Below are 25,999 nucleotides of genomic sequence, written 5' to 3'. Positions count from 1 at the left end.
TGTCATCGGCAGAGGATGGCGAATGGCCGATGACAAATGACTCCATCTCAACCTTCCAAACCAGAGGCGTCGGGCAAGGCGGCGCGTGTCCGACAGATGTTCGCAGAGATTGCGCCGCGCTACGATCTCCTCAATCACGCGCTCTCGCTGAATATCGATAAACGCTGGCGGCGGTCCGTGGTCAGGCGTGTGGCCGACCGCTTAGAGGGCCCGCGGTCGGTAGCCCTCGACCTCTGTTGTGGCACGGGTGACCTGGCGCTAGAGCTCGGGCGACTGGCGGAGACCTGCGGGGTTGATTTCTGCCACCCGATGTTGCGGATCAGTCTGCGAAAGGTGAAATCATCGGCGCGAACCGTTTCGATCATCGAAGCCGATGCGCTAAATGTGCCGTTTGCCGATGCGTCTTTCGATGTGGTGACAATCGGCTTCGGCCTGAGGAATCTGGAGAGCGTCGAAGGCGGCTTGCAAGAAATCTTCCGCCTGCTCAAACCGGGCGGGCGGGCGGCGGTCTTAGAATGCTCGCGGCCTGTGGTGCCAGTCTTCCGACAGCTCTTCCAATTCTACTTCTTGAAAATTCTGCCGCGCATCGGCAACGCCGTCAGCGGCTCGTCATTCGCCTATCAATACCTTCCGGAATCGGTGCAGCAATTTCCCGATCAGCAGCGGCTGGCGGCGATGATGCGTGCGGTTGGTTTTTCGGGCGTCAACTATTACAATCTTTTTGGTGGCGTTGCCGCGGTTCATCTGGGCGACAAACCCTAGCTCGATTTTAGATTTTCATAGCTTGGCGCTACGCGCCGGCGATTTTGGATTTTAGATTGGCAGAATAGAGCCGGTCATTTATCTGAATATTCCTTAATCCAAAATCGCCGGCGCGTAGCGCCAAGCTATGAAAATCTAAAATCCAAAATCTAAAAATGGCCAACGATGCAATCCGCTTTTTCCTCTCGCGCTTTGGGCTGACCGTCGGGCAGATCGAAGGCCTGCTGGCAACGGCGTTGGCGCGTGGCGGCGATTACGCCGATCTTTATTTCGAATACCGCGTCAATAACAGTGTGGCGCTCGAAGAGCGCATCATCAAATCAACCGCCCGATCTGTCGCTCAGGGTGTCGGCGTGCGTGTCATCGCAGGCGAGAAGACCGGCTATGCCTATACGGCGGAGATTGCCTTTGACACGATAGGCCAGGCGGCGCTGACGGCGAGCTTCATCGCCCGCGGCACGGGGACGAATGAACAGATTGGCGTCAACGCGACGCCGATGGCGCGCGACCTCTACGACGTGCAGGCGCCGCTCTCTTCAGTCGAGCTGGGCCGCAAGATCGAGCTGCTGAGGCAGGCCGATGAAGCGGCGCGGGCTTTTGACCGGCGCATTCGCGAGGTGCAGGTTGGCGTCCACGACGAGATGAAGTACGTGATGATCGCGACCTCCGACGGGCGGCTCGTGGGTGACGTGCAGCCGCTGGCGCGCATGGGGATGACTTGCATTGCCGACGACGATGGCAACCGGCAGGCGGGGCGCGGCGGCGGCGGCGGGCGCGTCGGCATCGAATTCTTCGAAGGCGCGTTGACGCCTCAGGCGATGGCGCAGACGGTCGCGGCGCAGGCGATCATCCAGCTCGAAGCGGTGCCGGCCCCCGCGGGAACGATGGAAGTGGTGCTGGGGCCGGGCTGGCCGGGGATTCTGCTGCATGAAGCCGTCGGCCACGGGCTGGAATCGGATTTCAACCGCAAAGGCTCTTCGGCATTCACCGGCAGGCTGGGCGAGCGCGTCGCTTCGGAATTATGCACGGTGGTTGATGACGGCACGCTTCCGGGGCGGCGCGGCTCGCTCAACGTTGATGATGAGGGCCAGCCGACCGAGCGCACGGTGTTGATCGAAGACGGCATTCTGCGCGGCTATCTGAGCGACCACTTGAATGCCGAATTGATGGGCAATGCGGCAACCGGGAACGGGCGGCGACAGAGCTATAAGCACATCCCTCTGCCGCGAATGACCAACACCTTCATGCTGGCGGGCGACAGCGACCCGCGAGAGATTATCCGCTCAGTGAGGCGCGGGTTATACGCCGTGCAATTCGGCGGCGGCCAGGTTGATATCACCAACGGCGAGTTTGCTTTTTCTGCCTCGGAGGCTTACCTGATTGAAGACGGCAAGGTGACGGCGCCTGTGCGCGGCGCGACGCTCAGGGGGAATGGTCCGGAAGCGCTCAAGCAGGTCACGGCGGTTGGCAATGACCTGGAGCTCGACCTCGGCGTCGGCATATGCGGCAAGGAAGGCCAGATGATTCCAGTTGGCGTTGGCCTGCCGACGATCAAGATCAGTGAGATGACGGTCGGCGGCACACGCGCATAGATGCCCGCCGACGGCCGGCAAGCGGCTCTGGCTACAAAGATGCGATTCGAGTTGATGAAAGAGGCGGCGCAGGAGCTGGCCGAAGAAGCGGTCAGGCGCGGCGCCAGCGCCGCCGAAGTGGTGATGAGTCGCCGCAAAGAGTTTGCGGTCAGTGTTCGCCTCGGCGAAGTCGAAAAGATCAAGGAATCAGTAGATCATGGCCTGGGCCTGAGAGTCCTCATCGCTGGACAGCAGGCTTCGGTGTCTTGCTCGGATTTTTCCAGAGAAGCCGTGTTGGGGCTGCTCGATGAAGCCATCGAGCTGGCGCGGGCGGCGTCCGTGGACGAGAGCGCGGGATTGCCTGAAGCCGGCGATTTTGCGCGCCAATGGCCCGACCTGGATATCTACGATGAAGCGGTCGAGCAATTAACCACCGAAGAGAAGATCGAGATGGCGCTTGCGGCCGAGCGCGCGGCGCAAGCCTCTAGCGAGCGCATCGTCAACTTCGACGGCGGCGGCCTGGAGACGGCGCGCAGCACGGTGGTGCTGGCCAATTCGCTCGGTTTTGCGGGCGAATACGAGGGGACGTTGATCAGCCTGTCGACGGTGCCGGTGGCGGTTGACGACCAGGGGCGAATGCAGAGGGATTACTGGTACGACGCGCGGCGGCGGCTCAAAGACATGGCCGAGCCCGAAGCGATTGGCCGCGTCGCCGCGCAGCGGACCTTACGCAAATTGAATGGCCGCAGCGTACCGACGCAGAGGGTGCCTGTGGTCTTCGACCCCAGCATGGCGGCGAGCCTGCTGGGGAGTATTTTCGAGGCGGTTTCAGGCGAATCGATCTTCCGCCGGGCGAGCTTTCTGGCCGGCCAGCTCGGCGAAGAGGTGGCCAGCCCGCAATTGACGGTCGTTGATGATGGAAGAATGAAGGGCGGGCTCGGCTCAAGACCCTTCGATGGCGAGGGGCTGCCGACGCGGCGCACGGCGTTGATCCGACAGGGGCGATTGGAGTCTTACTTACTGAACAGCTATACGGCGCGTAAGCTGGGGCTGCAATCAACCGGCAATGCGGCAAGGGGACTGGTCGGGGCGCCAACGGTGGATGCCGGCAACCTCTATGTCGAAGCCGGCGCCCACAGCCCCGCGGAGATCATTAAGTCGGTTGGCCGCGGGTTCTACCTGACAGAGATGATCGGCCATGGCGTCAACATCGTCACCGGCGATTATTCACGTTCGGCGGGCGGATTGTGGATCGAAGACGGCGAGCTGACTTTCGCGGTCCAGGGGGTGACGGTCGCGGGCAATCTTAAAGAGATGCTACGCGGCATCGAGATGATCGGTAACGACCTGGACTTTCGCGGCAGTGTCGCCGCGCCGACGCTGTTAATTGACCGGATGACGATCAGCGCCTGATTGCAGGCCAGCGGCGACCGTTGGGAGAAGGATGACATGTTTGAGCAACCGGCCGGAAAGGTCGAGAAAGATCGTTCGCGAATGATCATGCTGATGAGCGGCATCGCGGTCCTCGCCGTGATCGCGCTGGTCGTCATCGTGACCTCGATGAGCAAGAAGCAAGCGCCGCTGGAATTCGCCCGCGCGGGAACGCCGGAATTCGATTCCTACATCGGTTCGGTAAAAGTGAGCGGCATTGAGAAGCGCAAGGGCGAGCGGCTGAACGTCTTTTATGGGCGATTCATCTTTACGTTAGAAAACGCCGGCAATCGAACGATAAATGGGCTACAGATGCGTATGGCGGCGATAGATATGAACGCGCAGGTCGTCAAAGAAAAGCTCATCACGGTCATCCCGACGCTGCGCGAGCCGCTCGGCCCGGGGCAATCGGCGCGGCTTGACCTTTCCTTTGAACCTATCCCCAACCCCGACGAGCTTCAAGACATGACCATAGAGGTCTATAGTCTGAAGACCCAATGAGGCGAGAATCCGCCGCGGGCGGCAGTCGCGCAGAGCGCCGCCGCTTCAAATAACTGGCCGAATCGGCTGATCCCCGAGACTTATTATTGCGCCTTGCGGAGCGTCACTCCGGGCGGCGGCGTGAAGTGAAAATCGCTTTCGGGGGCGACGACATTCTCGCGGATATTCGAGAGGGTGAAGTCCATGCGTGCGCCATTGCGCTCGAAGATCACCATGCGGCGGACGGCGAGCGAAGCGGGCGAGACCTCGACCAAGAGCTGCTTGAATTCATCGGGGGCGCGTTTCGGGACGAGCCGCAGCACGAGGTTGCCGGCATCAACGGGGTGTTCATTGGCGGCCAGCTCGATGCGCTGAAAGTCACGCCGCAGGTTGCCGCGTCCGAGGAGAAAGAGGAAGGGAATCTGCGGGTCGGCTGAGGCTTTGACGGAGGTCACCGTCGCCTGCTTCTCGCCTTGGACATAAAAGTAGATTTGTTTGCCGTCTGAAAGAAAGAGTTTCCTCTCAGGCTGCGTATACTCCCACCGCGCGCGCGCCGGTCGTTTGAGAACAAGGTGACCGGACTCTTGAAGGGCGCGCCCGTCGGCGCCGAAATAGGCCTGTGTGAAATCCGCCGCGAGTCCCTGCATGCGCGAGTATTTGCTTTGCAACCCTTCTATTAAGGCGGAGAGATTCGGTGCCGTTTGCCTGCTCAACAAGGGCGGCGCAGCGGTAGCCAGGGGGCCCAGTGTTGCTAGCATGGCATACAAGCCAATTCTCATGACCGCGGCTGCAACAGACCACCGTCTGATAACGTTTCCGAATTGTTTGTTTCTTCTCCTGCTTATGCTTTCGGAGTTTGATCCCAATCCCATGTTCGAGCGGCAATTGTTGGAGCAGCGATTTTGTTTCTTTCGCTTTGATAATTGCTCTGACAATGTATGGTTTGACAATCGCATAAGGCGGGTGGCGGTCATCCGGCAAAGATGTCTTCAAGCGTCCGCCGTTTGGGGTTGATTGAAAGGAGGTGGCCGCCGTGTTGATGAATCAGCGCCAGAGTGCCTTCGACGTCGGCCTCATCACGGATGATGAGCTGGACGCCGTTGGGTGTTGGGCTGAGCGATAAAAGGGAGGCGATTGATTTCGCGGGCGCTTCGAATGTCGCAGAGTCTATGCCTATGGCGACGAGCTCAAGCGCGGTGTCGTCCTGCGTGGTGAGTTCTGCAACGGTGCCGCAGCGCAGCAATTTGCCGGCAGTCATGATGGCTGCCCGGTCGCAGAGCATTTCGACGTCAGAGAGGATGTGTGACGAGAAGAAGATCGTCTTGTTCTGGCGACGGAGCTCAAGTAAGAGGTCGCGGATCTCACGCCTGCCGATGGGATCGAGGCCCGACATCGGCTCATCCATAAAAATAACTTCGGGGTCATTGACCAGGGATTGGGCGATGCCAATTCGTTGGAGCATCCCCTTTGAGTATTTGCGCAGCTGGCGGTCTGCGCGGTCTTTATCAAGGCGGACCTGTTCGAGCAACTCGCTTGCGCGCTCATGCGCCGCAGTTTTTCCGAGTCCGAAAAGCGCCCCGGTGTATTCAAGCAGCTCGCGCCCCGAAAGGTAATCGTAGAAGTAAGGATTCTCGGGCAGGTAGCCGAGGCGCGCGCGCGTGGCGACGTCATCGATGGGGTGGCCAAGGATGTGCGCCGTCCCCTTCGTCGGGTAGATCAAGCGCATCAGCAGCTTGAGGGTTGTGGTCTTGCCGGCGCCGTTAGGGCCGAGGAAGCCGAATATCTCGCCGCGGCAAACCGACAACGTCAGGTTGTCGAGGGCGCGGACGCGCCGCTTTTTAAAGAGCCCGACTTCGTAATCCTTGGTGAGTCCGGCGATTTCGATCACCGTTTCGCAGGCAGATTCTGGGGCGGTCATTTCTCTCTTCTTTCGAGGCATTTGCCGGCGGCGCGCAGGAAGGCGTCGCGCAGTTCGGGATTGCTGATGCGGTCGGCGTCGGCGCGCAGCGGCAGTGCGGCTTTTTCGGGAGCAATAAAATGGAAGCTGTCGGCTGTCGTCTCGACAGTGCGTATGCTGTCCGGGTTAATGACGAATTCGATGGCCGTGATGACCGGCGCGCCGAGCAGGGAATTGAGACGAAATAGCGCCTGCCCCTTGATGCGGTCGAGTTGCGTGCGCCAGGTGTAATCGGTGACGGCGACGATCAACGTCTTGCGCTCAATACGCAGCGGCTCCGTGACTTTTCTGACCTGGCTACCGACGACCGCCGTCCAGGCGGCAAAGGCGGCCTGCTGTCGCGCTTCCGCTGAGTCGCCGACCTGGCGCAGCATCCGCGGCAGCAGTTTTAGCAAGCTGGTCATCATTGCAGTTGCCGGTTATCAGTTATCGGCTGCCGTTTGTCAGTTGCCAGCAATTGGTATGATTGATACTGGCAACTGACAAACGGCAACTAGTGTTTAATCTTTGGCCAGTAGGTGGCGAAATTAAAGTCCGGGCTGTTGGCCTGCGTGTGACACTGAACGCAGCCGGCCGGCGTCTGCATAAAGCCAAAGCCCTTGGCGGGCGAGGCCGTGTGCGCGCGGCCGGGCCCATGACAGGCTTCGCATTGCACGTTGGCGAGCTGCGGTGTCGAGATCAGCGACTGGAAGCCTCCGTTGTTGAAGCCGACGACATGACAGCGCACACACTCATTATCAAACTGCTGGCTCTTGCGCTCTAAGGTCGCCATGGCGTGGGCGTGGCCAGTCTTCTCCCACGTGGCGTACTGCGCGGCATGACAGGCCATACAAGTCGAAGCGCCGACGTAAGGTGACTCTTGCGACGTGGGCGCGGGCGGCGGCTGCGGCGCCGCGTTCATGCTGGTTTTCTGCGCGTTGGTGAAATCATTATGCGCGGTCGAAACGATCTCTGCGGCCTGCGGGTCGTCCGGCAGGTCGGCGTCGAGCGCGACGTAGCGGTTGAGTTGGTTTTCGACGCTGCCGTCACTGCGGACGTAATAACGCAGCTCGCCGAGGTATTTGGTCTGGTTGTAAGCGTAGGCGAGCGTGGCGCGACCAAAGTGGTCAGGCTCGTTCATCAGGCTGAGCTGGCGCGCGACAATCATGGTATCGATATCCGGGTTCTCGCTTGCGAGGCGCTGTGCCATGTCTTGTGTCATGTAGGCGAGAACGACAACGAGGTCGGCTTTCTGCTTGGCTTCGGGGATGACACGTTTGGCGGTTTCAAATACGTCTTTGATGCGGTAGCCGGCGTACAGCGATTCGGCCTGGTTAGGGCCGGTCGGCTTGCCCTCTGTGAGGCCGACGAAGGCGATGCGGAGTTTCTTGTCCGCGGCGCCACGTTTGAGCGTCACCTCGCGAATCAGGTACGGCTGCGGTGCCAGGTGGGCATCGTCTGCCGGCTCAACATTGGCCGAGACTAGCCGGCGGATGAAGGGAAATTCTTCCTGCCGCTTGTCGAAACCGTCTTTCTTGAAAAGCTCGGCGATATAGGGAAGGTCATTAAAACTGATGTTGGCGACGTCCTGATGGAAGTCCGCGTAGCCCTTGACTACCCATTGGTTTTTTGTCATAACCTCAGCGGGCAAGTGGTCGCCGGCAAAGCGGTCATCTGTAAAGAGATTGCCCGCGTCGGCGAAGAGAGTCGGAACTTCCATATTTGATCTGTGCAGGAAGGCTTTGATATAGCTGACACGCCGTGCCAGTCCACCCATAGGGTGGCTCGGTCAGCCACAGGTTTCCAGGCTGCCGTGGATATCGCTGCCGTAGAGAATCGCCAGCGCATAACCGTCATCTTCGCCGAGACGTTCCTTGATTTTCGGTGTGTTGATATCAAAAGACAGCGGGGCTGTCATGTCGACACCGGCGGGCTCAGCGCCGGAACAGCCAAATTGTAGCGCCGCCAGCGCGGCGACGAATACGAGGGTTGCCAAAAGCAATGCCTTACGACGCAAGATAAACCTCCAACGCTTGAAGAGTGGCCCTTGAAGATCGGCGCCGACCATATCTGCGGGGCGTCGAGAGCGAGCGCCAACCGCGCGAACGAATTATAATGTCCGACAAAGAATCGCCCATCATCCTGGCGTCTTCGTCGCCGCGCCGTGCCGACCTGCTACGCACCGTAGGGGTCGACTTCGAGGTGGCACCGAGTCCTGTTCAAGAGCGGCCTCATGCCGGTGAGGCGCCTGCTGATTATATCACACGGCTGGCGCGCGCTAAAGTGATCGGCATTGCGCGGCAGCGTGAGCGCGGCCTGGTGATCGGCGCGGATACCATCGTGGTGCTGGACGGCAAAATCCTCGGTAAGCCGGCTGATGAAGCCGAGGCGACGCGCATGCTGAGGAGTCTGGCGGGGCGCTGGCACGCGGTGATGACCGGCGTGGCGCTTTATGAAGTGGCGAGTAAGCAAGAGGTAGCCGATTATGACAAGACGCTGGTGCGCTTCTGCCAGTTGAGTGAGCAGGAGATTGCCTGGTACGTGAAAAGCGGCGAGCCAATGGATAAGGCCGGTGCCTATGGAATTCAGGGGCTGGCCGCTCTGTTTGTCGAGGAGGTGGCCGGCAACTATTTTAATGTCGTAGGTTTGCCGCTACCACTGGTCTATCGCCTGGCGCGCCGCCTCGGTTACTCTTTCATCTGATCGCCCTGCGATCACGTGTGTCTGATAACGATTTTCGTGATATTGGTCTTAATATCTGATCTGAATATCTGAATCACTGCTCTATATCTGATTTGAATATCTGAATCATCGCTCTGCTTCTAATTGGTTTGTTGGCAGTCTAATAATGGTTTGTTGACAGTCTAAATGGCCCCCGGTAGAATCTTTGGAGAGGGAAGTAAGAATCGTCTCTACTCACTTTAACCGTTTAAGTAATAGGGAGTTATGGCTTCAAGTAAACCAGATGTCGGGTCGGAATCCTCTGCTATCGCAACGGTGGCCTCTGATGCTGCAAAGCAGATTGCGCCTTCCGCTTCCGCTGTAGTCAAGAGCGAGTCAGTTATTGACTCGATATTAAAGTTACTCAGCTCTGTGCGCTTTGGCTTGGTGATGCTGGGGATGCTATTGACCTGCTGCATGATCGGCATGCTGATTATGCAGGTGAGTGTTGAGGGATTTCAGAAGTATTATACGGCTTTGAGCCCGGCAAAACGGCTGATGTATGGCAGGCTTGGCCTTTTCGACATTTATCATGCCTGGTATTTTTCCTTATTGTTGGCGATCACTGGCCTTAATATTATTCTTGCCTCGATTGATCGTTTTCCGACAGCTTGGCAATACATTTCAAAACCGAAACTGACTGCCTCGCCTAAATTTATTCGCGCGCAGATGTTCACAGCCGAAATGGATTACTCAGGCGAGGGCGAGCAACTGGCCGATGAGTTAAGGAAGAGCTGGCGGCGCGCACGTTTCAGAGTCAAGGTTACACGGGAAGCAGGGAGGACGACGGTTTTTGCCCAGCGTCGTGTGTGGAATCGCCTTGGAGCCTATGCAGTGCATGTTGCATTGTTAACCATTTTTACAGGGGGGTTCCTGACAAATCGCTATGGTGTTGGTGGCAGTATGGAGATTGAGCCGGGTAGAGTTTCGGATAGATTTACGACATTGCAGTCGACGCTTGATGGGCCGCGCGCAGGAACGATGACCCTGCCTTTTAAGATTGAGTGCATTGATCTACAGCAGAAGCTGATCAGACCAGAGGGCGGGCTGGATCAGCAGAATACGATAGACTGGTTGAGCTATATTCGGATAGCGGATGCAGGAACGCAGAAGGATATACTGGTCCATCTGAATAACGTGGGTGACTATCGCGGTTATAGATTCTTCCAATCACAGTTCTCGCCGGTAGGGAATGCTCGGGAGATAACTGTCGCCTTTCAGCCCGCGGATGGTGGCAGCGAAATTGTAGCGACGCTTGGGCGCAAGGGAAGCGGCGCGCCGCAGGTCACGGATGTGCCGGGAATCGGTAAGGTGAGTTATGTGGGTTTTTACCCGGATTTCGATGTTTCTGGCAGTGACTTCATTACGAGAACCGGCGAGTATAACCGGCCCGTTGCAGAGCTCGATATTCTGGGGGCTGACGGTCAGCACCGGACGGTCCTTGCGCTCGGAGTGCAAGCCGCGAGCGATTTTTTGGGGGAAGCCGACCGGCGTGCAAAGGACGGTGGCGTCAATCAATTACTCTATAACGGCTACAAGGTTTTGCTGAAGAGTTTTGATAAGGTCTCTGGCGCCCATACGCTAACGATTCAATACGACCCGGGGCGTACGCCTGTCTATATTGGATTCGGGCTGCTGCTATTGGCATTATGTAGTGTCTTCTTCTTCTCGCACCAGCGTCTCTGGGCGGTATTTGAGCCATCCTCGGGTCACGGTACCGGTGGCAAGCTGTTTATTGGCGGGAATGTGAATCGCAATCGGCAGGGCTTCGAAGAACCCTTTCTGCGAATGGTAGGGCTTGCCAGACAGAAGACGGTTGGAGAATCATCTACGGCGGATTAAGGGAAGGCGAGCGAGCGACGACGATGAGCCCGGGAGGCCAAGATGACTGGAAAGCTTGATATAGTCATTACGTCTGATAATATATATTATGTATCTCCTGGCCTGATCTAATCCTACTCAACAGATATCATTCTACTCGATGGATAATCCTACTCGAATTCTACTCAAAAGCACTGATCCCGGTGATGTGCTGTCCGAGCACGAGAATATGCACTTCATTCGTGCCTTCATAAGTATAGACCGATTCCAGGTTACACATATGCCGCATAATCGGGTATTCGCCGACAATTCCATTTGCTCCTAACACTGAACGGGCCGTCCGCGCACACTCGAGCGCCATGGCTACATTATTCATCTTAGCCATAGAGACATGCGCGGGCCTCAGAGTCCCTGCATCTTTCATCCTGCCAATCTGCATACAGAGTAATTGAGCTTTACATATTTCCGTATACATCTTTGCCAGCTTCTCCTGAGTCAACTGGAAGCCAGCAATCGGTTTTGAGAACTGCACACGCTCCTTAGCATACTGCACAGCAACTTCAAAGCAGTCTCTGGCCGCACCAAGTACTCCCCAAGCAATCCCATAGCGTGCCTGCGTCAAGCACATCAAAGGAGCCTTGAGGCCCAAGGCATCCGGCAATACGCGATTCTCAGGGATCAAGCAATCCTCAAATGATAGCTCTGAGGTAATCGAGGCTCGCAAGCTTAATTTATGATGCGTCTCTTTAGCTGAAAATCCCCCCGCGCCTTTTTCGACGATAAACCCCCTGATCGTTCCGTCTTCGGTCTTCGCCCAGACAATAGCGAGATCGGCAATATTGCCATTCGTAATCCATGCCTTAGAGCCATTAAGGAGCCATCCATCCGCAACCTGCTTTGCTCTGGTTGCCATCCCGGCGGGGTTCGACCCGAAGTTGGGTTCCGTCAAGCCAAAGCAGCCGATCAGTTTGCCTTCTGCCATTGCTGGCAGGAATTCGCGGCGCTGTGATTCCGATCCGAATGCATAAATCGGATACATGCAGAGCGCGCCCTGAACTGATGCAAAGCTGCGGATTCCTGAATCGCCGGCTTCTAATTCCTGCATGATTAAGCCATAAGCGACATTATTCATGCCAGCGCAGCCATAATCACCCGGAAGGTTGGCGCCCAGAACTCCAAGTTGTCCAAGTTTTGGTATGAGATCACGCGGAAACTCTCCCCGCTCGAAACAATCTGCAATAACCGGTTTGATCTCAGCCTGAACAAACTCGCGGATCGACTGCATTGCGAGCCGCTCTTCATCTGACAATTGATCTTCAAGTCCAAAAAAGTCAGTTAACTTCGCTGCCATAGCTCCCCTTCCCTAATCTCTCTTTAGAGCTTATGAGCCTACCTTACTTCTGCAAAATGCTTAATGATCTCCGCATGAATGGCCACGGCAATCTCCTGAGGAGAGCTTGAGCCAATTTCCAACCCGATAGGTGCCTTTACCTTATCTAAAAAGGATTGACTGATCCCTGCGTGTTTTAGCCGCTGAAATACTCCGGCGACCCTGCGCCGGCTACCAATCATGCCGACATACGCGGCACCAAGCTTTGCCACTTGCCTAAGAATAGCCTCATCACATTGGTGCCCGCGAGTGACAATAACAATTGCCAGGTTTTCCTGAGACTCAATCGAATCGCCAATATCCTCAAAGTCAACCACACGGGTCCGGATTCCCCAGTCAGACAACTGATCTCGCACTAAGAACTCTTGCCGGTCATCAAGCAGAGTTACATCCAAGCCTAGCATCGCTCCTATCAAAGCCACGCTTCGCCCCACATGCCCGGCTCCAAAAACAACTAGTCTACGCCGCTCTACAACCCGCTCCGCTACAAGCTTAATTTTGGAATTCGACAAATCCTCTGCGGCGATCTCTGCCGATAATACTTGAGAGCTGGAACCCCAAAAATCCCTTAATTGATTCTTTAAGGCCAGTGGCAATTTTAGATCATCGATATCAGCATCAGATGTTATTACTACTTCTGAGAACCGAGTGCGCTCATCTTCTTGATCAACGCTTTTCGGATTCAACCCACCAGGCCACCCGATGACACGAACCAGCAACTCTTTTCGCATTTGCGTAATTCTTTAAATCAGTTGTTATCAGACGCTCGTGCCGCTAATCTCTCTTTAAGAAGGGCACGGCTTATCCATTATAGAATCGTGCGATAGTCGATACCACGTACGCCTGATCGTCCTCAGTCAATTCTGGGTAGATAGGAATGGCCAGCGCCTCATCCGCGGCTTTCTCTGCCTCGATAAAGTCGCCCTTCGCATACCCCAAATCCGCAAAGCAGGTTTGCAGATGCATCGGCACCGGATAGTAAATCTCCGTTCCAACACCGCAACCGTTCAAATAAGCACGCAGATCATCTCGCTTTTCAACTCTGATGACATATTGGTTGAACACATGATGCTGGCCGGCTCCGACGCTTGGCACTGTAACCTGGCCATTCTCCCGCAGCCCTGCTTCGTCAAACAGATCATCATACCGCCGGGCATTCGCTTGCCGCGCCGCTGCCCAATCATCGAGATAGCGGAATTTAACCCGTAAAATCGCGGCCTGGAGCGAGTCGAGTCGGCTATTGACTCCGACGCGATCATGGTAATACTTGCGTTTCGCTCCGTGCGCTCGCAACATGCGCAACTCCTCAGCAACCTCACTGCGATTCGTCGTCAGCATGCCGCCATCGCCAGCACCGCCGAGGTTCTTAGATGGGTAGAAGCTGAAGGCCGCAACATCCCCAAGACTCCCAGCCCTCCGGCCATAATATTCGGCGCCGATTGCCTGCGCGGCATCCTCAATTATTGCGGCACCCGTGCGGCGCGCCACCTGCTCGACCGATTCCATTTCCACACACTGGCCGAAGAGATGCACAGGCATTATGGCTTTCGTTCGGGCCGTCACCGCAGAAGCAAGCGTGGCAACGTTCATGTTGAAAGATTGCGGATCGATATCGACAAATACCGGCTTTGCGCCCAACCGAATAATCGAGCCGGCAGTCGCAAAAAAGGTGAACGGCGTGGTAATCACCTCATCGCCAGGCCCCACGTCGAACGCCATGAGCGCGAGCAGCAACGCATCCGAGCCCGACGCACACCCTACCGCGTACTCGCACTGACAGTAGGCGGCGATCTCCCTTTCGAGATCCTTAACCTCAGGGCCCAGTATCAACTGCTGACTCTCCAACACGCGCTTTACGGCAGACTCTGTCTCCTCGGCGAGATTCCGGTATTGCGCCTTCAAATCAAGCATCGGAATCTTTCGCATTTCGGCTGTGCTCACGTTTTATCAGCTCCTTTGGAAGGTTAATTCAAACCACCGCGCCGACTATGCCGCGCCGCCCTGCTGGATGCGCTATCGGTGCGCCGCTTCATCTTTCCGCCGCGACACTGCCGCGTTTGCCATCAGCGGCGCCGGCGTCGAGGTAGCTCTTGATCCAGTGATACTGGCTGACATATTTACTGGTCTCGTTCCTGAAGATCGGCACGACATAGCTTTTCAGGACATAGCGCTTCTGAAGCCGCCCGCGCCGCGAACGACCGCGAACCGCGATCCGCCGGGTTATCGTCTGCGCCGGGCGGCGGCTCAAATCCGGGTTGGCCATCCATTCTTCCTGCTCCGTTGAGAGCAGTGACAGCACCCTTCCTACCCCGCCATTATAGGCCGCGGCGAGATATGGGCCAACCCGCTCCGGCCCTATTGCATAGCGCGAGCGCATTGCCCCCCAATCCGCATCACACAACAGCACCTGTGCCATGATGGCGTTCACCGGATCGCTCATCCCCGCGATAAAATCGGCCTTCAGCCCAGCCTCAGGATAGCGCTTCAATAATAAGGAATAGGTGGAAGCGATCATTTGAACCAATCCTCTCGCACCTGCCCGGCTGATCGAATACGCATAAGCTTTCTCGCCGTTGGCGGCCACCACCGTCAAGACTCGCCGCGCCAACCCTTCGGCCATATCCGCAGAACGGAATTCTCCGGGATCTATATGCTCATTGATCAGCAAGACCCGCAGCACCTCTCGCGGAATGGCGTCTGTAATTGGGCGCCCCTCAAAGGCCCGCGACCGCACCTGCCGATTCTTCAAGCGCTCATAGGCTTGATTGATAAATCCGCTCTGCACCTCGATGCCCCGCTTGATCATCTCTGAGCTATCGATCTCCTGAGAGTAGGGGGTGTAGACCGCTTCAATGACTTCAGAGTCGCCCCCGAAACGCCCGCGCTCATTCGACACAGGGTACTTGATGGCCAGAATGCGACCGCCCTGCGGGCTGAGACAAACAAATTCCGAGTTGATCCCATTCTCCCTTCTCAAAACCAGCTGATAGCCTGGGGTCAAGGTCTCGAATCCTTGATTGTCGCGCTTCAGTCCGCGCACGACATGAAACTTCCCTTGCTCATCAAGAACGGCAAGGGCTATTTCTCGCCCCGTAATGCCGATAACCGGCACCTCCTGGTAGCGACGCCGCGACACTTTGACGCGGCGAGTACCGACAATTCCCTTCTGCATGCCAACCGGCTCATTCGCGAGAAGAGCCCGCGCCTCGGACAGGCGCGCGAGGATGCCTTCTTTCGCCCCTGGAACCCCAGCGCCGCGCCTGAACCCAGAGACTCCCATGGTGCTAATAATCAACCCTAGCGCAACCAACCTGAAAAACCTTTCCATGTTGCTTCTACTCCTTACTGCTAGACAATACCGACTAGACAATACCGAACTGCTCGACAATACCGAATTGACGAAATCCAACCTGGCTGCCTCAAATCCAACCCGGGTTGCCTGCCAGCCGCACAAACTAAACCCAGCCTTACAACCTTAAGCCCGTTCAGCCTTCACTCTGACTGACTCAACTCAACCAACCCTACTCAGTCGATGCCGATGATAGATAATCTAAGAAACGTTATCAGACTCAGCTATCTGCCCGCGATTGCGTCGAGGTCGTCGCCAAAGAGTGCCGGCTCGCTCACTTATCCCATCAACCGCCGCCATTCCGCGAGACTGCCGACGCGCATCGTAAAATTCTCCTGGCGCTCGCGCCCAATCGTACTGCTTGGGCGCGTGGCGTAATTATGACCCGGGAAGAGCTCCGTGTCATCAGGCAATTTGCCAAGAACTTGGGTTAAAGAATAATACAATTGCTCGGCATTGCCGCCGGGCAGATCGACGCGCCCGCAGCCGCCAATGAATAACGTATCACCCGAAACCAGCGATGAACCCATGAGAAAACATTGACTACCCGGCGTATGCCCCGGCGTATGCAGAAACCTGAGCGACTCGCCGCCGACTTCAACCTGATCGCCCCCCGAAACTTTAATCATATCGGAATCCGACAACCCCGTGACCAGCCGTATGCCTTCAGCCTCCAACTGGTTGACATAGACCTTCACGGGGCGCAATCTCATCAACTCGGCGAGCCCATCAATATGATGCCCGAAAAGCTCGCCGCCGACATGATCGGAATGATAGTGGGTCACCAGCGCGCCTGTAAGCCGTAGCTCTTGCCGGTCAATCTCATCCAAAATGCCGCTGACATCCCAGGCCGGATCAACCACCATGCACTCGCGCGTCTGGTCGTCGCCAAGCAGATAAACGAAATTGGCCATCTGCCCGGCGATGGGATTAGTCTCTGCGAATTCCCTCCCGGCCAGCAACTGTTTAATAAAAATGCCCATCAGCGCCTTTCTCACTTCCCTGGCTCTACCGCCCGCGCCTGCCGCTTGTCAAAGCGGCATGGCTAGGGTAAAAATCTAGCCTATGAGCCGCCATCGAAGCAAAACCACAACCACCCTATTAATCGCTTTCTCCATGTTCCTGACCGTCTTCAGCGCTTGCAGCTCGAAACAAGAGAAGGCGCGCAAAGCCGTCGAAGAGAAGCTGCAAAGTCAGGGTGTCGGCATCCGTGAAATGGTCGTCGATTTCTTCCACCCGGCTGACAATATGCCCGACAAAGCCTACATCGCCGTCACCATAACCCATAACTTCGCGTCCGGTGAAGGCAATTTTCAAAAAGAGTATCTCGGCTACATTCTCAAACAGGATGGCCCAAACTGGACCGTCGAGCGAAACGCGACTTACACCAAGGATAAAGCCCGCGCCGAGACCGTCCTTGCCGGGGGCAAATAAAGTTCGAATTTAACCAAGATAGGGGCCGGCTTATTTCTTGCGCTTCTCGTAACCGCTCGTCGTCTCGCCGTACTGCGAGCGATACCAGTTTATCTCGTCGTCAAACCCCGCGCGCCCGCGCTCGAAGGGACGCGCCCCGATTCCCGTTCCGTAATAGCCGCCCGGCGGCATCGGGCCGTAGAGATCGCCGCTCGCTTCCGCGGGCCGCGACTTCTCTTTCCTGTACGGCCGCTCGTAACCGCCACCTATGCCATACCCCTTCGCGCGCGCCGACAGGTTGCGTGACGGATGCGGCTGTCGACTTGCCGCGCCGCCGCGAACTTCACGGCCGCTGCCGCCGGGCTCGCTGATGGCGTTGATGTCGCGAGCGTAGCCGCTCTTTTCCACCCACTTGCCCTCTTCGCCGTGGTTGCTGCCGAGCCGTGTCCGTTGATCTCCCGCCGTTTCTTCGCTTGCGACCGGCGGTCGATCCTTTTGGGCGTCATCTGCCATATCGATTAATCCCTCACCTAAATATTAACATACAGCCGTCGAGCTGCGGCGGTCCGTCAGCCCTCGGCGGTTCAATATATTCTATAGTGAAGGCGCCCTGACTTGCACGGTATCTTCGGAGGGATCGAAGAAATCGCTATCCTCGTCACGCAGATGGCCGCCATACCCATACTGCCGCAAGCGCCTGTACAGTGTCCGCCGATCAATGCCGAGGATTTGCGCCGTCTTGATCTGGTGATGCCCCATCTTTTCCAGAATCTTGACTATGTAGCGGCGCTCGACTTCCGCTAACGACACATTGTCCAGCGTCGCCTCTTCAACAATGTCACGCTCAGGAGAGGTGACGCTCGACGGCAGGTCATCCATCGTCAGGATGTCGCCGCTCCCCATAGTCAAGGCGTGCTCGACGGCGTTCTCCAGCTCGCGGACGTTGCCCGGCCAGGCGTGTGTCATCAACACCCGCATCGCCTCGCTGGAAAAGCGCCGCATCGGCTCGCCGTGCTGCTGCGAGAACTTTTGCAGAAAGTGACTCACCAGCAATGGAATGTCTTCCCGCCGGTCTTTCAAATCCGGCAGCCGCACGGGCACCACGCTGAGCCTGTAAAAAAGGTCCTGGCGGAATTCGCCGCGCTTGACCGCTTCTTCAAGGTCGAGGTTGCTGGCCGACACCAGGCGTATATCGATGGTGATGTTCTCGCGCCCGCCGACGCGCCTGACGACGCGCTCCTGAAGGACACGCAATAGTTTCACTTGCAGGTTCTGCGATAGGGTGTTGATCTCGTCGAGGAAGACCGTGCCGCCCTGCGCCTCCTCGAGCAGCCCGCGCCGCGTTTCATGCGCCCCCGTGAAGGCGCCTTTCTGATGCCCGAACAATTCTGACTCCAGCAGCGTCTCAGGGATCGCCGAGCAATTGATCGGCATAAACGGCGCATCGCGGCGGTCGGAGTTGTAGTGGATGGCCCTGGCGACAAGCTCTTTGCCGGTGCCTGTCGAGCCGATAATCAGCGCCGAAGCGTCGCGCCGCGCCGCAATGCGCCGAATCACTTCGAACAGTTGCAGCATCGGCTTGCTTCGCCCAACGATATTGGAGAAGTTATAACGGTCGCGCACCTCGGCGCGCAGCTCGCGCACCTCGCGCCGCAGACTGCGCCGTTCCAGGGCTTTGTCCACGGTTATCGCCAGCTCGTCGAGCTGGAAGGGCTTGCCGATGTAATCTTCGGCACCCAGCTTCATGGCCTCGACCGCTGAGGAAATCGAGCTGAACGCCGTCATGATGATGACCGCCACGTCCTGCCACTCCTGCCGAAGGCGGGCCAGCAGCTCCAGCCCGCTCATGCCCGGCAACTTGATGTCGGTGATCACCAGGGCGAAATCTTCCTCCTCAAGCCGCGCGATGGCGTCTTCGCCATTCTGCACCGCTGTGACTTTGTAGCCCTTGTCACCAAAAAAAGACATCAGCAGATCGCACATCTGCGCTTCGTCTTCGACGATAAGAATTTTCTGTTTCATAAACGCTTACCGCTGGGCTGGCTGGCCTGTCACCATGCCGCCGGCCCGCTTAGGAAGATAAACAATAAGGCCGACGCCATGCCCTTCGACCGGCAAGGCCGCCACCTTCGCGCCATATTCATCAAGGATTCCCCGCGTCAGCATTAACCCCATCTCTTCCTTTCCCCAGTTACGCCGCGGCGCAAGAAATTCCGCAAACGATTCCGCAAAGTCCTGGCTGCGGCCTTCGCGGTCCAAGCCCGTCAGCCGGACACCAATGAATCCGGGCATCTCCGGAGGCTCTTCGATGCCTAGCTCCAGTTGGCCGCCAGCCCCGAGCCTGCGCCCGGCATTCAAAAGCAGGTTAAAAAATGCCTGCCGCAATCGCGGCCCATCGCCATAAATCACCGGCGGCGCGCTCTGGCACGATAGCTCCACACGCACACTCGCCTTGCGCAAATGGCTGCCCATCAAATCAAGCGAGTCGCCCAGGAATCCCTTCAATTCAATCGCATCCACGCGCCCTTGCGAGGGCCGCGCCAGATCGAGCATGATGCGGATATACTCGGCCACGCGCCGCGTCTGTTCAAGGATCGCCGTCAGCTCCTTGTGGCCCGTCGCCTCGCCCTTCGTCCGCATCAACAGGTATTCGGCATACCCGGAGATGATGTTGAGCGGCGTGCCGACGTCATGAGCAATGCCCGACATCATCTGGCCGAGGGTCGCAAAGTGTTCGGCTTTCAACAACGCTTCCTGGGAAGGCGTCGCACGCGGTAATGCGCTGAGCCGTGCATATCCCTCGACCTCGCCGTTTGCGCCCATCAAAGGGACGACCGTCACCGTCCGGCGCCGGCCAGAGGGCCCGCCGTTAGCCTCTATCTGTATGGGCGCTCTATCTCTGAGGGCCTCCACATGCGGACACTGCTCTGGGGGAAATACGGCTTCGCAAGGCTTTCCGAGCCATTCGAATGCGGCGCCGCCGCTCGATTCAAGCAGTCGCTGATTGGCATAAAGGATCTGCCCGTCCGCCGAATGAAAAGTGACCTCTTCATCCAGAAAATCGAGCAGCCGAAGCCATGGCGCCTTTTGCTGTTCCATTAACTCAGTAACCATCTGGTCGGATCGCCGCATCGCCGACCGGGAATAAATTCGGCCTTCTGCCTTTGCAAATTCAGGAGATTGACGTACTGGGAACCCTTTGTTTTCAGAGCAAAGGCCGTACCAGCCATCAAAGCAAATTCGACCGCCTACAGGGCCTATTTTACGGCTACCAGGGAGAGCTTGCAACAATCTTGCCTCACCCATGTCACATCCTACCTCATCCGGGGTCGCCATTATCAAGTCTTGGCGCTGTTCGGACCGCAGCCTCCGCAAGAAAATGGGTGAGGCAGTAAAGACGGTCATCCTGGCCCGCAAGCCTGTCTCATGCCTCCTTGCATAAAAAGCTGCGGACGCCATCCCATGGCGGGGATTAAAAAAGAGCGGGAGGACGAGTGATCGTCCTCCCGCTCTTTTACCTCGCCAGGAGGTTAAATGCGAATGCGCCGTGGGCTATTGTTTATGGTGGTTGCAGGGCCGGCGAATTGACGGCGTCGGGCCTTGCGAATTGATCGCACGCCTGGCCGGCAGCGTCGCGGCTGAAGCCGTGCCGAACGCCTGCGAGCTGTTCGCAGATGGCCGTGCTAGCACGAGCGCCCCCGGTTCGCTAATCGCTTGCTCGGTGGCATCGAGGCTGAAAGAATTGATCGCTACAACGCTGTCGCGAGAGCTGAAATAGGCGATGCGATTCGTGCGCGGCCCGACTTGTGTCAGCTGGTTAAGCGGCGCCGTGTCGATGGCGCCCGCGGTGCTGACCGATACCACATTGCCCGACCAGCCGGCCAGCAACCACTGCGAATCCTGGCCGTCCACAAGAGGTGTCAACCCGGCTTCGTCGCGAAATTCCTGCGTATACAACCTGCTAGCGACCACCTTGGTCAGGTTCTTATTGAGGCGCGCGACCGCAAGCGCCGGCGATTCGACCGCATTAAACATATTCAATGTGCGGATGACGCTGCCCGGCTTGCCGCCGTGACCATTTGAAGGTTTCCTGATCTGCGCCGTATAACCTTGCTTGACGACGCCGACGGTGCGCTTGGCGGCGTCGTACTTCACCATACGCGGCCCGCTTTCGGTGCCGCTTACCGCCATCTTGTCGAACAGGTAGATCGGCTTAAGCGGCGCAAAAATCTCCTCGCCGGTCAGATCGATCTGCGAGAGCATCCCGTCGCTGGTAACCAGCATCGCCGATGACGGGTGGTTTTCAGCGTTTCCGAGGATTTCGATGTTGCTGCCCGCGGTGATATAAACGCCTGCGGGAAATTGCTCCGGGTGAAGGCGCTTGTTCAACTGCATCGTGCCGTCCTTGTCCAAATTGTAGAACGACAGCTCTGTAAGGTTCTTCAGGTTAGCGCCTTCGCCGACCTGACTGGTCCAGTAAACCGTCAACGTGTTGGTCACTTCATCAACATTCAGGTAGGTGATGCGGCTGCCAGCCTTGTAGGCTTTCGGCTCAACGATGTCAACGTTGTAGAGGTATCCATGATTGAGGTTGTAAGTGAAAATCGAAGCGCCGTTGGTGAAGACCAGAACATTGCCGTTATAAGCCAACGCAATATCATCAGGCGCGTCGCTGGCGATTTTCTCATCGGCGGCGCCGGCGATATCGATCATCACGACGTTATCATCAAAGACCGGCTTTAGATTGTCGTCGAGATTGATGCGCATGTAAGCGATAACCGCAATCTCCTGAACCCCGCCATCAACCATCTCATAGCGTGTGCCGCGCACATAGACCGTCTTGCTGTCCGCGTCATACACCACCTTCGTCGGATAATAGAGCCGATGATGATCCGATATCGTTTCGAGCGCATGCGACAGGACATTCTCGTTTGCGGGGCGCTTCGAATCAACCAGATAGATACTGTAATTGTCGAGCTGATCGACTGCCGCAGGCTCGGTCGGTACCTTCGAAGGCGCATAAGGCGCGACGAGGATATAGCGGTCATAGGCAAACGCCATATTGTTGTTGGCGCCATCAGCACCCACCAGACTGACGCTCGCAACCTTCCAGGGCTGAGCCGCCTGAGGCGAGCCGACCAGCAGCCCGCCGAAAAGCATGATTGCCATCAATACCGCGCCTGCACGGAAAGCGTTCCGAATTTTCCCGCTTTTCATCGCCTTTTTTCCTTTCGCGCTCACCACAACCTCAGAAGAGACGCCGCTCTATTCGACCGAGAACTTACGTTATTAGGAGCCGTCATGGATATGAATTGCACGTGCTTTTGCCGAATGGCGCCGGTCAATTCACTTTCCCGGACCATTTTACGCGAACCCTGAATCGCTCAGCAGCTACACTACCGTCATTGGTTGAACAGCCCGATGATAGGGTTAAATCTCGCCCGAGTCAAGCGATTCTTTGCGCCGCGCCGGCTCGCCCCGATGCCCGCAAACCTTGGCGCTTATTGCCAATAATTCAGACGCGCTCTTCGCGCTGAATGCCGAGCTGCGCCATCTTGAGCCGCAGCCCGCGCCGCGATAATCCGAGATCGATGGCCGTCCGCGACAAATTACTCTTGTTGCGCAGCAGCGCCTCCTCGATGAGCTGCCGTTCGAGCGCCGCCGTCGCGTCCTTGAGCTTGCCGCCGCCATTCGCCGCGGGCGGCTTCGGCCTGTGGCCATTGCCATTCGACGCGTGCGCGTCATGGGGGTGCGGCTGATGGCCCCGCTCAAAGCCGGATAGCATGCGGCGGTTTTCCATCGGGCGGCGCGGGTGAACCACTTCGGGCGAGAGGTCTTCGAGCGATATCCGCGCACTATCATAGGCATAAGCGACGACGCGCTCAATCTCGTTGCGCAACTGGCGGACGTTGCCCGGCCAGTCATAGGCGATCAAGGCGTCAATCGCTTCCTGCATGAAGATCACCCCCTGCTTGCCTGAGCGCGTCGAGAAATGATCGAGGAAGTGCGCCGCCAGCACCGGCACCTCTTCGCGCCGGTCGCGCAGCGGCGGCACATGGATGCGAATAATGTTCAAGCGGTGGAAGAGGTCTTCACGGAATCGGCCATCTTCGACGTCGCGCTCTAAATCGGCATTGGTCGCCGCGATGATGCGAACATCGACGCGCAGCGGTTTGGTTTCGCCGAGCGGCTGAATCTCGCCCTCCTGCAAAAAGCGCATCAGTTTGGGCTGGACTTCAAGCGACAGGTCACCGATCTCGTCAAGAAAGAGGGTGCCGCCTTCCGCCGCCTTAATGATGCCCGGATAATTCGCCGTCGCGCCGGTGAACGAGCCGCGCCGGTGGCCGAATAGCTGACTATCGATAATCTCTTTGGGTGTCGCCGTGCAGTTAAAAGGCAGGAAGATGGCGCGGGCGCGCGCCGACTGGCCGTGAATATGTCGCGCCACCAGCTCCTTGCCGGTGCCCGATTCGCCTGTGATCAATACCGTTACGTCGCTCGTGCGAATCTTGTAAATCTTATCGATGACATCGAACATCGGCGCGCTGGCGACAATGAACCCGGGCATGATGGTCTGCACGCGCTGCTCGCTGTCGCGGGTAATCGCCCCGCGCGCCGCGGCCCGCAATGAACAGGTCTCCAGGCCAAGCTCTGCCTGTTTCAACAGCGGTTGCAGGCGCGAAGCGTCAAAGGCTTCGCCAACGCCGACATAGACGGCAATGGGCATGCGGCTGTTTTCGCAAATCTTGAAGAGGAACCCGCCCGCCTTCCGCGTAATGCTCTCGCCGTTGGCAAACTCCAACAACTCGCAAAGGCGGTCGGCTTCGCCACGCGTGATGCCCTGCGTCGCCAGCGGCTCTAACTGCCCTGACTCGTCCAGGCGGCAGATGACGACGCGCTCGACCGAGAAGTTTTCAAAGATCACCGCGGCCAGCTCTTGCACCAGCAGTTCGCGTGACGCGGAGGCTTCAATCAGCCGCTGCATCAGCAAGACATCATTCTGCGGATTGACGCGAATCGCCTGCGCCCCGTCTTCACCCTGCGAGAGCGTCGCCAGCGCCTTGTCCGTCAACTCCAGGTCGGGCTCGGCGCCGAGCTTCTCGAAGATGGCGCGCGCCTGCTTCAGATTCGCCGTCGCCCCTTTCAAGTCGCGGGCCTTCTTTAGCAGCAGGCCCATCTCGTAATTGCTCCGCGCCAGATCGAAAGGCAGCTCGGTGGTCGTGAAGATCGAAATGCTCTGGGCGATATGCTGCCTGGCCTCTGCGAGCCGCCCGTGCGCCGATTCCAACTGGCCGTTGAGCCGTTGAATCAACCCCGAAACCGGCAGGTACATCTCTTCTTTCAGGCGGCCCTGGGCCAGCTCCAGATATTCCCTGGCCTGTTCCAGGCCCCCCTGAGAAATATAAAACTCGGCGAGCCCGACCATCGCGCGGGTCAGCCCATAGAGGTCACCCACCGAAGTCGAAAGCTGTAGGGTTTGCCGCAAAGTCTTGAGCGCCGCTTCATAGCGACCGGCGCCGCGGTGCACCGCCGCGAGGGTTCGCAGGATGCCGCTTTCAAGCCACTTGTCGCTGCTGCCGCCGACAATGTCCAGGCTCTTGTGCAGGTGCCCTTCGGCTTCGACATACCTCCCCTGGGCGCAGAGAATGTCGGCCATGGTGATTCGCGCCATCGCCTGGTGGCTCGGCTTGGCGAATTGCTCTGCGACAAAGAGCGCCTTGGTCAGCACCCGCAGGGCTTCTTCCCACTGGCCGCTATCCTTCAGAATGTCGCCCAGGTTATTACAAGCCAGGGCCAGGTAGTCTTTGTGGCCGCCCTTCTCAAGATAAGCGATGCCCCTTTGAAGGTAATTAATCGCTTCTTGCTTTTCGCCGGGATACCCTTCGAACAGTGTCGTGCCGATGTCCATGAGGATGCCGCCGATCAGGTTGGTGTTCGGCGACCCCTCGGCAAGCTCAAGGGCTTTCAGGTAGTGCTGCTTCGAGCTGGAGAAGGCGCCCTCGCTAAAATCGACTGTCCCCAAGCGCCGGTAAATCTGCGCCAGCAGCTCGCGGTCGAGCGCCGTTTTTTGATTACTCGCTGCCGTCACCAGGTGGTCGCGGGCAATGCGAAACTCATTGATCTCAATGTAGGTTCGGCCCAATGCGTAATGCGCCTCGCTGACGCCGAGGTCGTCGCCGATCTCGATGAATAGCCGCTTGGCCTCATTGAGCGCCGCAATCGCCTTCGGATAGTTGCCAAGAAAGCTATGCACCCAGCCGAGCCGCAAGCGCAAGCGCCCGCGCAGCCTCAGCGGCAGGCTCGACGTCAGCCGTTGATCCTCGTAGCGCTCGATGACCGTGTAAGCTTCATCATACTTGCTCAACTCTTCGAGCGCCTTGCTCAGTAGCGAACGGACGCGGGCTTCCTCCTCAGTCGCCATGGGCTCGCCTGAGAGCGCCGCTTCAAAGGACGCGACCGCCGCCTCATAGTGGTACTCACCCAGCTCGCGCTCGCCGCGTGCCGCCTGCGAATCCCACCTGCCGTGCAGTCTCTGCGCCTCGGCGGCGGGCGGCAACCCCGCAGCCGATTTCTCGTAGCCCGCGGGCGGCTCGTGCCGCTTCAACAACTGCCGCACCGTCACATGACTGATGCCTTCGACGATGCCACGCTCCATTGCCGCAGTCGCCAGTTTCTGCGGCGTCCAGGATTTGAAGGGGTAACCGAGGGTTGTCGGCGGGCGTGCGGCGAGACGGACGATCTCTTCAGTCTGTGATGAAGTGAAACGCGGACGCGGACCGCCCTGTGGCCCACGCTTTTTGACGGCGATGCCCTCAAGCCCCGCCTCATTGAAGCGGCGCAGCCATTTCTTGACGTTCGTAGGATGGGCGCCCAGCTGCTGGCTGACCTCGGCTGCGGTCAACCCTTCCGACGATAACAGGATCGCCTGCGCTCGCATCGCCTCTTCACGGCTCGCCGATTGGCGGCGAGCTTGCAGCATCTCGATTTCGTCTGCCGATAGCGAGCGGACATATAACGGCTGGAACATATAATAGGCCCTGGTTGTGAAAGACCCCGAAACATTCGGGACATGTCCGATTTCTGAAACTTAACCTGCGGAGCTTGCCCCTAGTCCTGCGGGCGTT

General features: G+C 57.8%; 22 protein-coding genes. 7 read left to right on the top strand and 15 right to left on the bottom strand.

Annotated features, from left to right (window positions below; all coding sequences use genetic code 11):
• The first annotated feature begins 36 nt into the window (after window positions 1-36).
• The 4 genes from ubiE (at window position 37) to VJ464_04960 (ending at window position 4,265) form a co-directional block, all read left to right on the top strand.
• Window positions 37-762: a bifunctional demethylmenaquinone methyltransferase/2-methoxy-6-polyprenyl-1,4-benzoquinol methylase UbiE gene (ubiE, locus tag VJ464_04975; GenBank protein ID HKQ04459.1), complete on the top strand. Its 726-nt coding sequence runs from the start codon at window positions 37-39 to the stop codon at window positions 760-762.
• Window positions 763-917: 155 nt separating this feature from the next.
• Window positions 918-2,354 carry a metalloprotease TldD gene (tldD, locus tag VJ464_04970; GenBank protein ID HKQ04458.1) on the top strand — a complete coding sequence of 479 codons (1,437 nt, stop codon included), beginning with the start codon at window positions 918-920 and terminating at the stop codon, window positions 2,352-2,354.
• A gap of 39 nt (window positions 2,355-2,393) precedes the next feature.
• Window positions 2,394-3,746: a TldD/PmbA family protein gene (locus VJ464_04965; protein HKQ04457.1), complete on the top strand. Its 1,353-nt coding sequence runs from the start codon at window positions 2,394-2,396 to the stop codon at window positions 3,744-3,746.
• Window positions 3,747-3,782: 36 nt separating this feature from the next.
• Window positions 3,783-4,265 carry a hypothetical protein gene (locus VJ464_04960; GenBank protein ID HKQ04456.1) on the top strand — a complete coding sequence of 161 codons (483 nt, stop codon included), beginning with the start codon at window positions 3,783-3,785 and terminating at the stop codon, window positions 4,263-4,265.
• An 83-nt stretch (window positions 4,266-4,348) separates the two neighbouring features.
• On the opposite strand, the gene lolA is transcribed toward VJ464_04960, so the two are convergent.
• The 5 genes from lolA to VJ464_04935 all read right to left on the bottom strand — a co-directional run bounded on the left by lolA (window position 4,349) and on the right by VJ464_04935 (window position 8,197).
• The gene (gene lolA, locus VJ464_04955) at window positions 4,349-4,912 is read right to left on the bottom strand and encodes an outer membrane lipoprotein chaperone LolA (protein ID HKQ04455.1); all 564 of its coding nucleotides are present in this window, start codon (window positions 4,910-4,912) and stop codon (window positions 4,349-4,351) included.
• Window positions 4,913-5,214: 302 nt separating this feature from the next.
• The gene (locus VJ464_04950; GenBank protein HKQ04454.1) at window positions 5,215-6,162 is read right to left on the bottom strand and encodes an ABC transporter ATP-binding protein; all 948 of its coding nucleotides are present in this window, start codon (window positions 6,160-6,162) and stop codon (window positions 5,215-5,217) included.
• Window positions 6,159-6,608 (bottom strand): DUF721 domain-containing protein, encoded by a 450-nt coding sequence (locus VJ464_04945; GenBank protein ID HKQ04453.1) that lies wholly within the window; start codon window positions 6,606-6,608, stop codon window positions 6,159-6,161. Before VJ464_04945 ends, VJ464_04950 begins: the two co-directional genes overlap by 4 nt.
• 86 nt (window positions 6,609-6,694) lie before the next feature.
• A complete protein-coding gene (locus VJ464_04940; GenBank protein ID HKQ04452.1) occupies window positions 6,695-7,900 on the bottom strand; it encodes a multiheme c-type cytochrome in 1,206 nt (401 codons plus the stop codon).
• Between the two features lie 69 nt (window positions 7,901-7,969).
• Window positions 7,970-8,197, bottom strand: coding sequence for a hypothetical protein (locus VJ464_04935; protein ID HKQ04451.1), 228 nt, complete (start codon window positions 8,195-8,197; stop codon window positions 7,970-7,972).
• A gap of 98 nt (window positions 8,198-8,295) precedes the next feature.
• Here VJ464_04935 and VJ464_04930 point away from each other — a divergent pair, with 98 nt between their 5' ends.
• Both VJ464_04930 and VJ464_04925 read left to right on the top strand, forming a co-directional pair.
• Window positions 8,296-8,883, top strand: a complete 588-nt coding sequence (locus tag VJ464_04930; protein HKQ04450.1) for a Maf family protein — start codon at window positions 8,296-8,298, stop codon at window positions 8,881-8,883.
• 243 nt (window positions 8,884-9,126) lie between these two features.
• Window positions 9,127-10,743, top strand: coding sequence for a cytochrome c biogenesis protein ResB (locus VJ464_04925; GenBank protein ID HKQ04449.1), 1,617 nt, complete (start codon window positions 9,127-9,129; stop codon window positions 10,741-10,743).
• Between the two features lie 160 nt (window positions 10,744-10,903).
• Here the strand turns inward: VJ464_04925 and VJ464_04920 are convergent, their stop codons facing one another.
• The 5 genes from VJ464_04920 to VJ464_04900 all read right to left on the bottom strand — a co-directional run bounded on the left by VJ464_04920 (window position 10,904) and on the right by VJ464_04900 (window position 16,444).
• Window positions 10,904-12,073: an acyl-CoA dehydrogenase family protein gene (locus VJ464_04920; protein ID HKQ04448.1), complete on the bottom strand. Its 1,170-nt coding sequence runs from the start codon at window positions 12,071-12,073 to the stop codon at window positions 10,904-10,906.
• A gap of 38 nt (window positions 12,074-12,111) precedes the next feature.
• Window positions 12,112-12,843, bottom strand: coding sequence for an XdhC family protein (locus VJ464_04915; protein HKQ04447.1), 732 nt, complete (start codon window positions 12,841-12,843; stop codon window positions 12,112-12,114).
• Window positions 12,844-12,913: 70 nt separating this feature from the next.
• Window positions 12,914-14,053, bottom strand: coding sequence for a DegT/DnrJ/EryC1/StrS family aminotransferase (locus VJ464_04910; GenBank protein ID HKQ04446.1), 1,140 nt, complete (start codon window positions 14,051-14,053; stop codon window positions 12,914-12,916).
• An 88-nt stretch (window positions 14,054-14,141) separates the two neighbouring features.
• Window positions 14,142-15,521 (bottom strand): hypothetical protein, encoded by a 1,380-nt coding sequence (locus VJ464_04905; protein HKQ04445.1) that lies wholly within the window; start codon window positions 15,519-15,521, stop codon window positions 14,142-14,144.
• A 218-nt stretch (window positions 15,522-15,739) separates the two neighbouring features.
• Window positions 15,740-16,444 (bottom strand): MBL fold metallo-hydrolase, encoded by a 705-nt coding sequence (locus VJ464_04900; GenBank protein ID HKQ04444.1) that lies wholly within the window; start codon window positions 16,442-16,444, stop codon window positions 15,740-15,742.
• An 82-nt stretch (window positions 16,445-16,526) separates the two neighbouring features.
• Here VJ464_04900 and VJ464_04895 point away from each other — a divergent pair, with 82 nt between their 5' ends.
• Window positions 16,527-16,895: a hypothetical protein gene (locus VJ464_04895; protein HKQ04443.1), complete on the top strand. Its 369-nt coding sequence runs from the start codon at window positions 16,527-16,529 to the stop codon at window positions 16,893-16,895.
• A 30-nt stretch (window positions 16,896-16,925) separates the two neighbouring features.
• Here VJ464_04895 and VJ464_04890 read toward each other — a convergent pair whose 3' ends face one another.
• From VJ464_04890 to VJ464_04870, 5 genes are all read right to left on the bottom strand, one after another.
• Entirely contained in the window at window positions 16,926-17,387 is a 462-nt protein-coding gene (locus VJ464_04890; protein ID HKQ04442.1) for a hypothetical protein, read from the bottom strand.
• A gap of 81 nt (window positions 17,388-17,468) precedes the next feature.
• Complete coding sequence (locus tag VJ464_04885) at window positions 17,469-18,896, bottom strand: sigma-54 dependent transcriptional regulator (protein ID HKQ04441.1); 1,428 nt, start codon at window positions 18,894-18,896, stop codon at window positions 17,469-17,471.
• 6 nt (window positions 18,897-18,902) lie between these two features.
• Window positions 18,903-20,210 carry a histidine kinase dimerization/phospho-acceptor domain-containing protein gene (locus tag VJ464_04880; GenBank protein HKQ04440.1) on the bottom strand — a complete coding sequence of 436 codons (1,308 nt, stop codon included), beginning with the start codon at window positions 20,208-20,210 and terminating at the stop codon, window positions 18,903-18,905.
• A gap of 216 nt (window positions 20,211-20,426) precedes the next feature.
• Window positions 20,427-22,043: a hypothetical protein gene (locus VJ464_04875; protein HKQ04439.1), complete on the bottom strand. Its 1,617-nt coding sequence runs from the start codon at window positions 22,041-22,043 to the stop codon at window positions 20,427-20,429.
• 346 nt (window positions 22,044-22,389) lie between these two features.
• Window positions 22,390-25,902 carry a sigma 54-interacting transcriptional regulator gene (locus tag VJ464_04870; GenBank protein HKQ04438.1) on the bottom strand — a complete coding sequence of 1,171 codons (3,513 nt, stop codon included), beginning with the start codon at window positions 25,900-25,902 and terminating at the stop codon, window positions 22,390-22,392.
• Window positions 25,903-25,999: the final 97 nt, after the last annotated feature.

Source organism: Blastocatellia bacterium (assembly GCA_035275065.1).
In the GTDB taxonomy this organism is placed as follows: Bacteria; Acidobacteriota; Blastocatellia; order UBA7656; family UBA7656; genus DATENM01.
Note: the sequence above shows the minus strand (reverse complement) of the source record. Positions and strands in the feature narration are given on the sequence as shown.

What these genes read in the sequence shown, in the direction of transcription:
- ubiE (HKQ04459.1), top strand. Translation starts at nt 37, where the DNA reads ATGACTCCATCTCAACCTTCCAAACCAGAGGCGTCGGGCAAGGCGGCG.
- tldD (HKQ04458.1), top strand. Translation starts at nt 918, where the DNA reads ATGGCCAACGATGCAATCCGCTTTTTCCTCTCGCGCTTTGGGCTGACC.
- VJ464_04965 (HKQ04457.1), top strand. Translation starts at nt 2,394, where the DNA reads ATGCGATTCGAGTTGATGAAAGAGGCGGCGCAGGAGCTGGCCGAAGAA.
- VJ464_04960 (HKQ04456.1), top strand. Translation starts at nt 3,783, where the DNA reads ATGTTTGAGCAACCGGCCGGAAAGGTCGAGAAAGATCGTTCGCGAATG.
- VJ464_04950 (HKQ04454.1), bottom strand. Translation starts at nt 6,162, where the DNA reads ATGACCGCCCCAGAATCTGCCTGCGAAACGGTGATCGAAATCGCCGGA.
- VJ464_04945 (HKQ04453.1), bottom strand. Translation starts at nt 6,608, where the DNA reads ATGATGACCAGCTTGCTAAAACTGCTGCCGCGGATGCTGCGCCAGGTC.
- VJ464_04940 (HKQ04452.1), bottom strand. Translation starts at nt 7,900, where the DNA reads ATGGAAGTTCCGACTCTCTTCGCCGACGCGGGCAATCTCTTTACAGAT.
- VJ464_04930 (HKQ04450.1), top strand. Translation starts at nt 8,296, where the DNA reads ATGTCCGACAAAGAATCGCCCATCATCCTGGCGTCTTCGTCGCCGCGC.
- VJ464_04925 (HKQ04449.1), top strand. Translation starts at nt 9,127, where the DNA reads ATGGCTTCAAGTAAACCAGATGTCGGGTCGGAATCCTCTGCTATCGCA.
- VJ464_04920 (HKQ04448.1), bottom strand. Translation starts at nt 12,073, where the DNA reads ATGGCAGCGAAGTTAACTGACTTTTTTGGACTTGAAGATCAATTGTCA.
- VJ464_04915 (HKQ04447.1), bottom strand. Translation starts at nt 12,843, where the DNA reads ATGCGAAAAGAGTTGCTGGTTCGTGTCATCGGGTGGCCTGGTGGGTTG.
- VJ464_04900 (HKQ04444.1), bottom strand. Translation starts at nt 16,444, where the DNA reads ATGGGCATTTTTATTAAACAGTTGCTGGCCGGGAGGGAATTCGCAGAG.
- VJ464_04895 (HKQ04443.1), top strand. Translation starts at nt 16,527, where the DNA reads ATGAGCCGCCATCGAAGCAAAACCACAACCACCCTATTAATCGCTTTC.
- VJ464_04890 (HKQ04442.1), bottom strand. Translation starts at nt 17,387, where the DNA reads ATGGCAGATGACGCCCAAAAGGATCGACCGCCGGTCGCAAGCGAAGAA.
- VJ464_04885 (HKQ04441.1), bottom strand. Translation starts at nt 18,896, where the DNA reads ATGAAACAGAAAATTCTTATCGTCGAAGACGAAGCGCAGATGTGCGAT.
- VJ464_04880 (HKQ04440.1), bottom strand. Translation starts at nt 20,210, where the DNA reads ATGGCGACCCCGGATGAGGTAGGATGTGACATGGGTGAGGCAAGATTG.
- VJ464_04875 (HKQ04439.1), bottom strand. Translation starts at nt 22,043, where the DNA reads ATGGCAATCATGCTTTTCGGCGGGCTGCTGGTCGGCTCGCCTCAGGCG.
- VJ464_04870 (HKQ04438.1), bottom strand. Translation starts at nt 25,902, where the DNA reads ATGTTCCAGCCGTTATATGTCCGCTCGCTATCGGCAGACGAAATCGAG.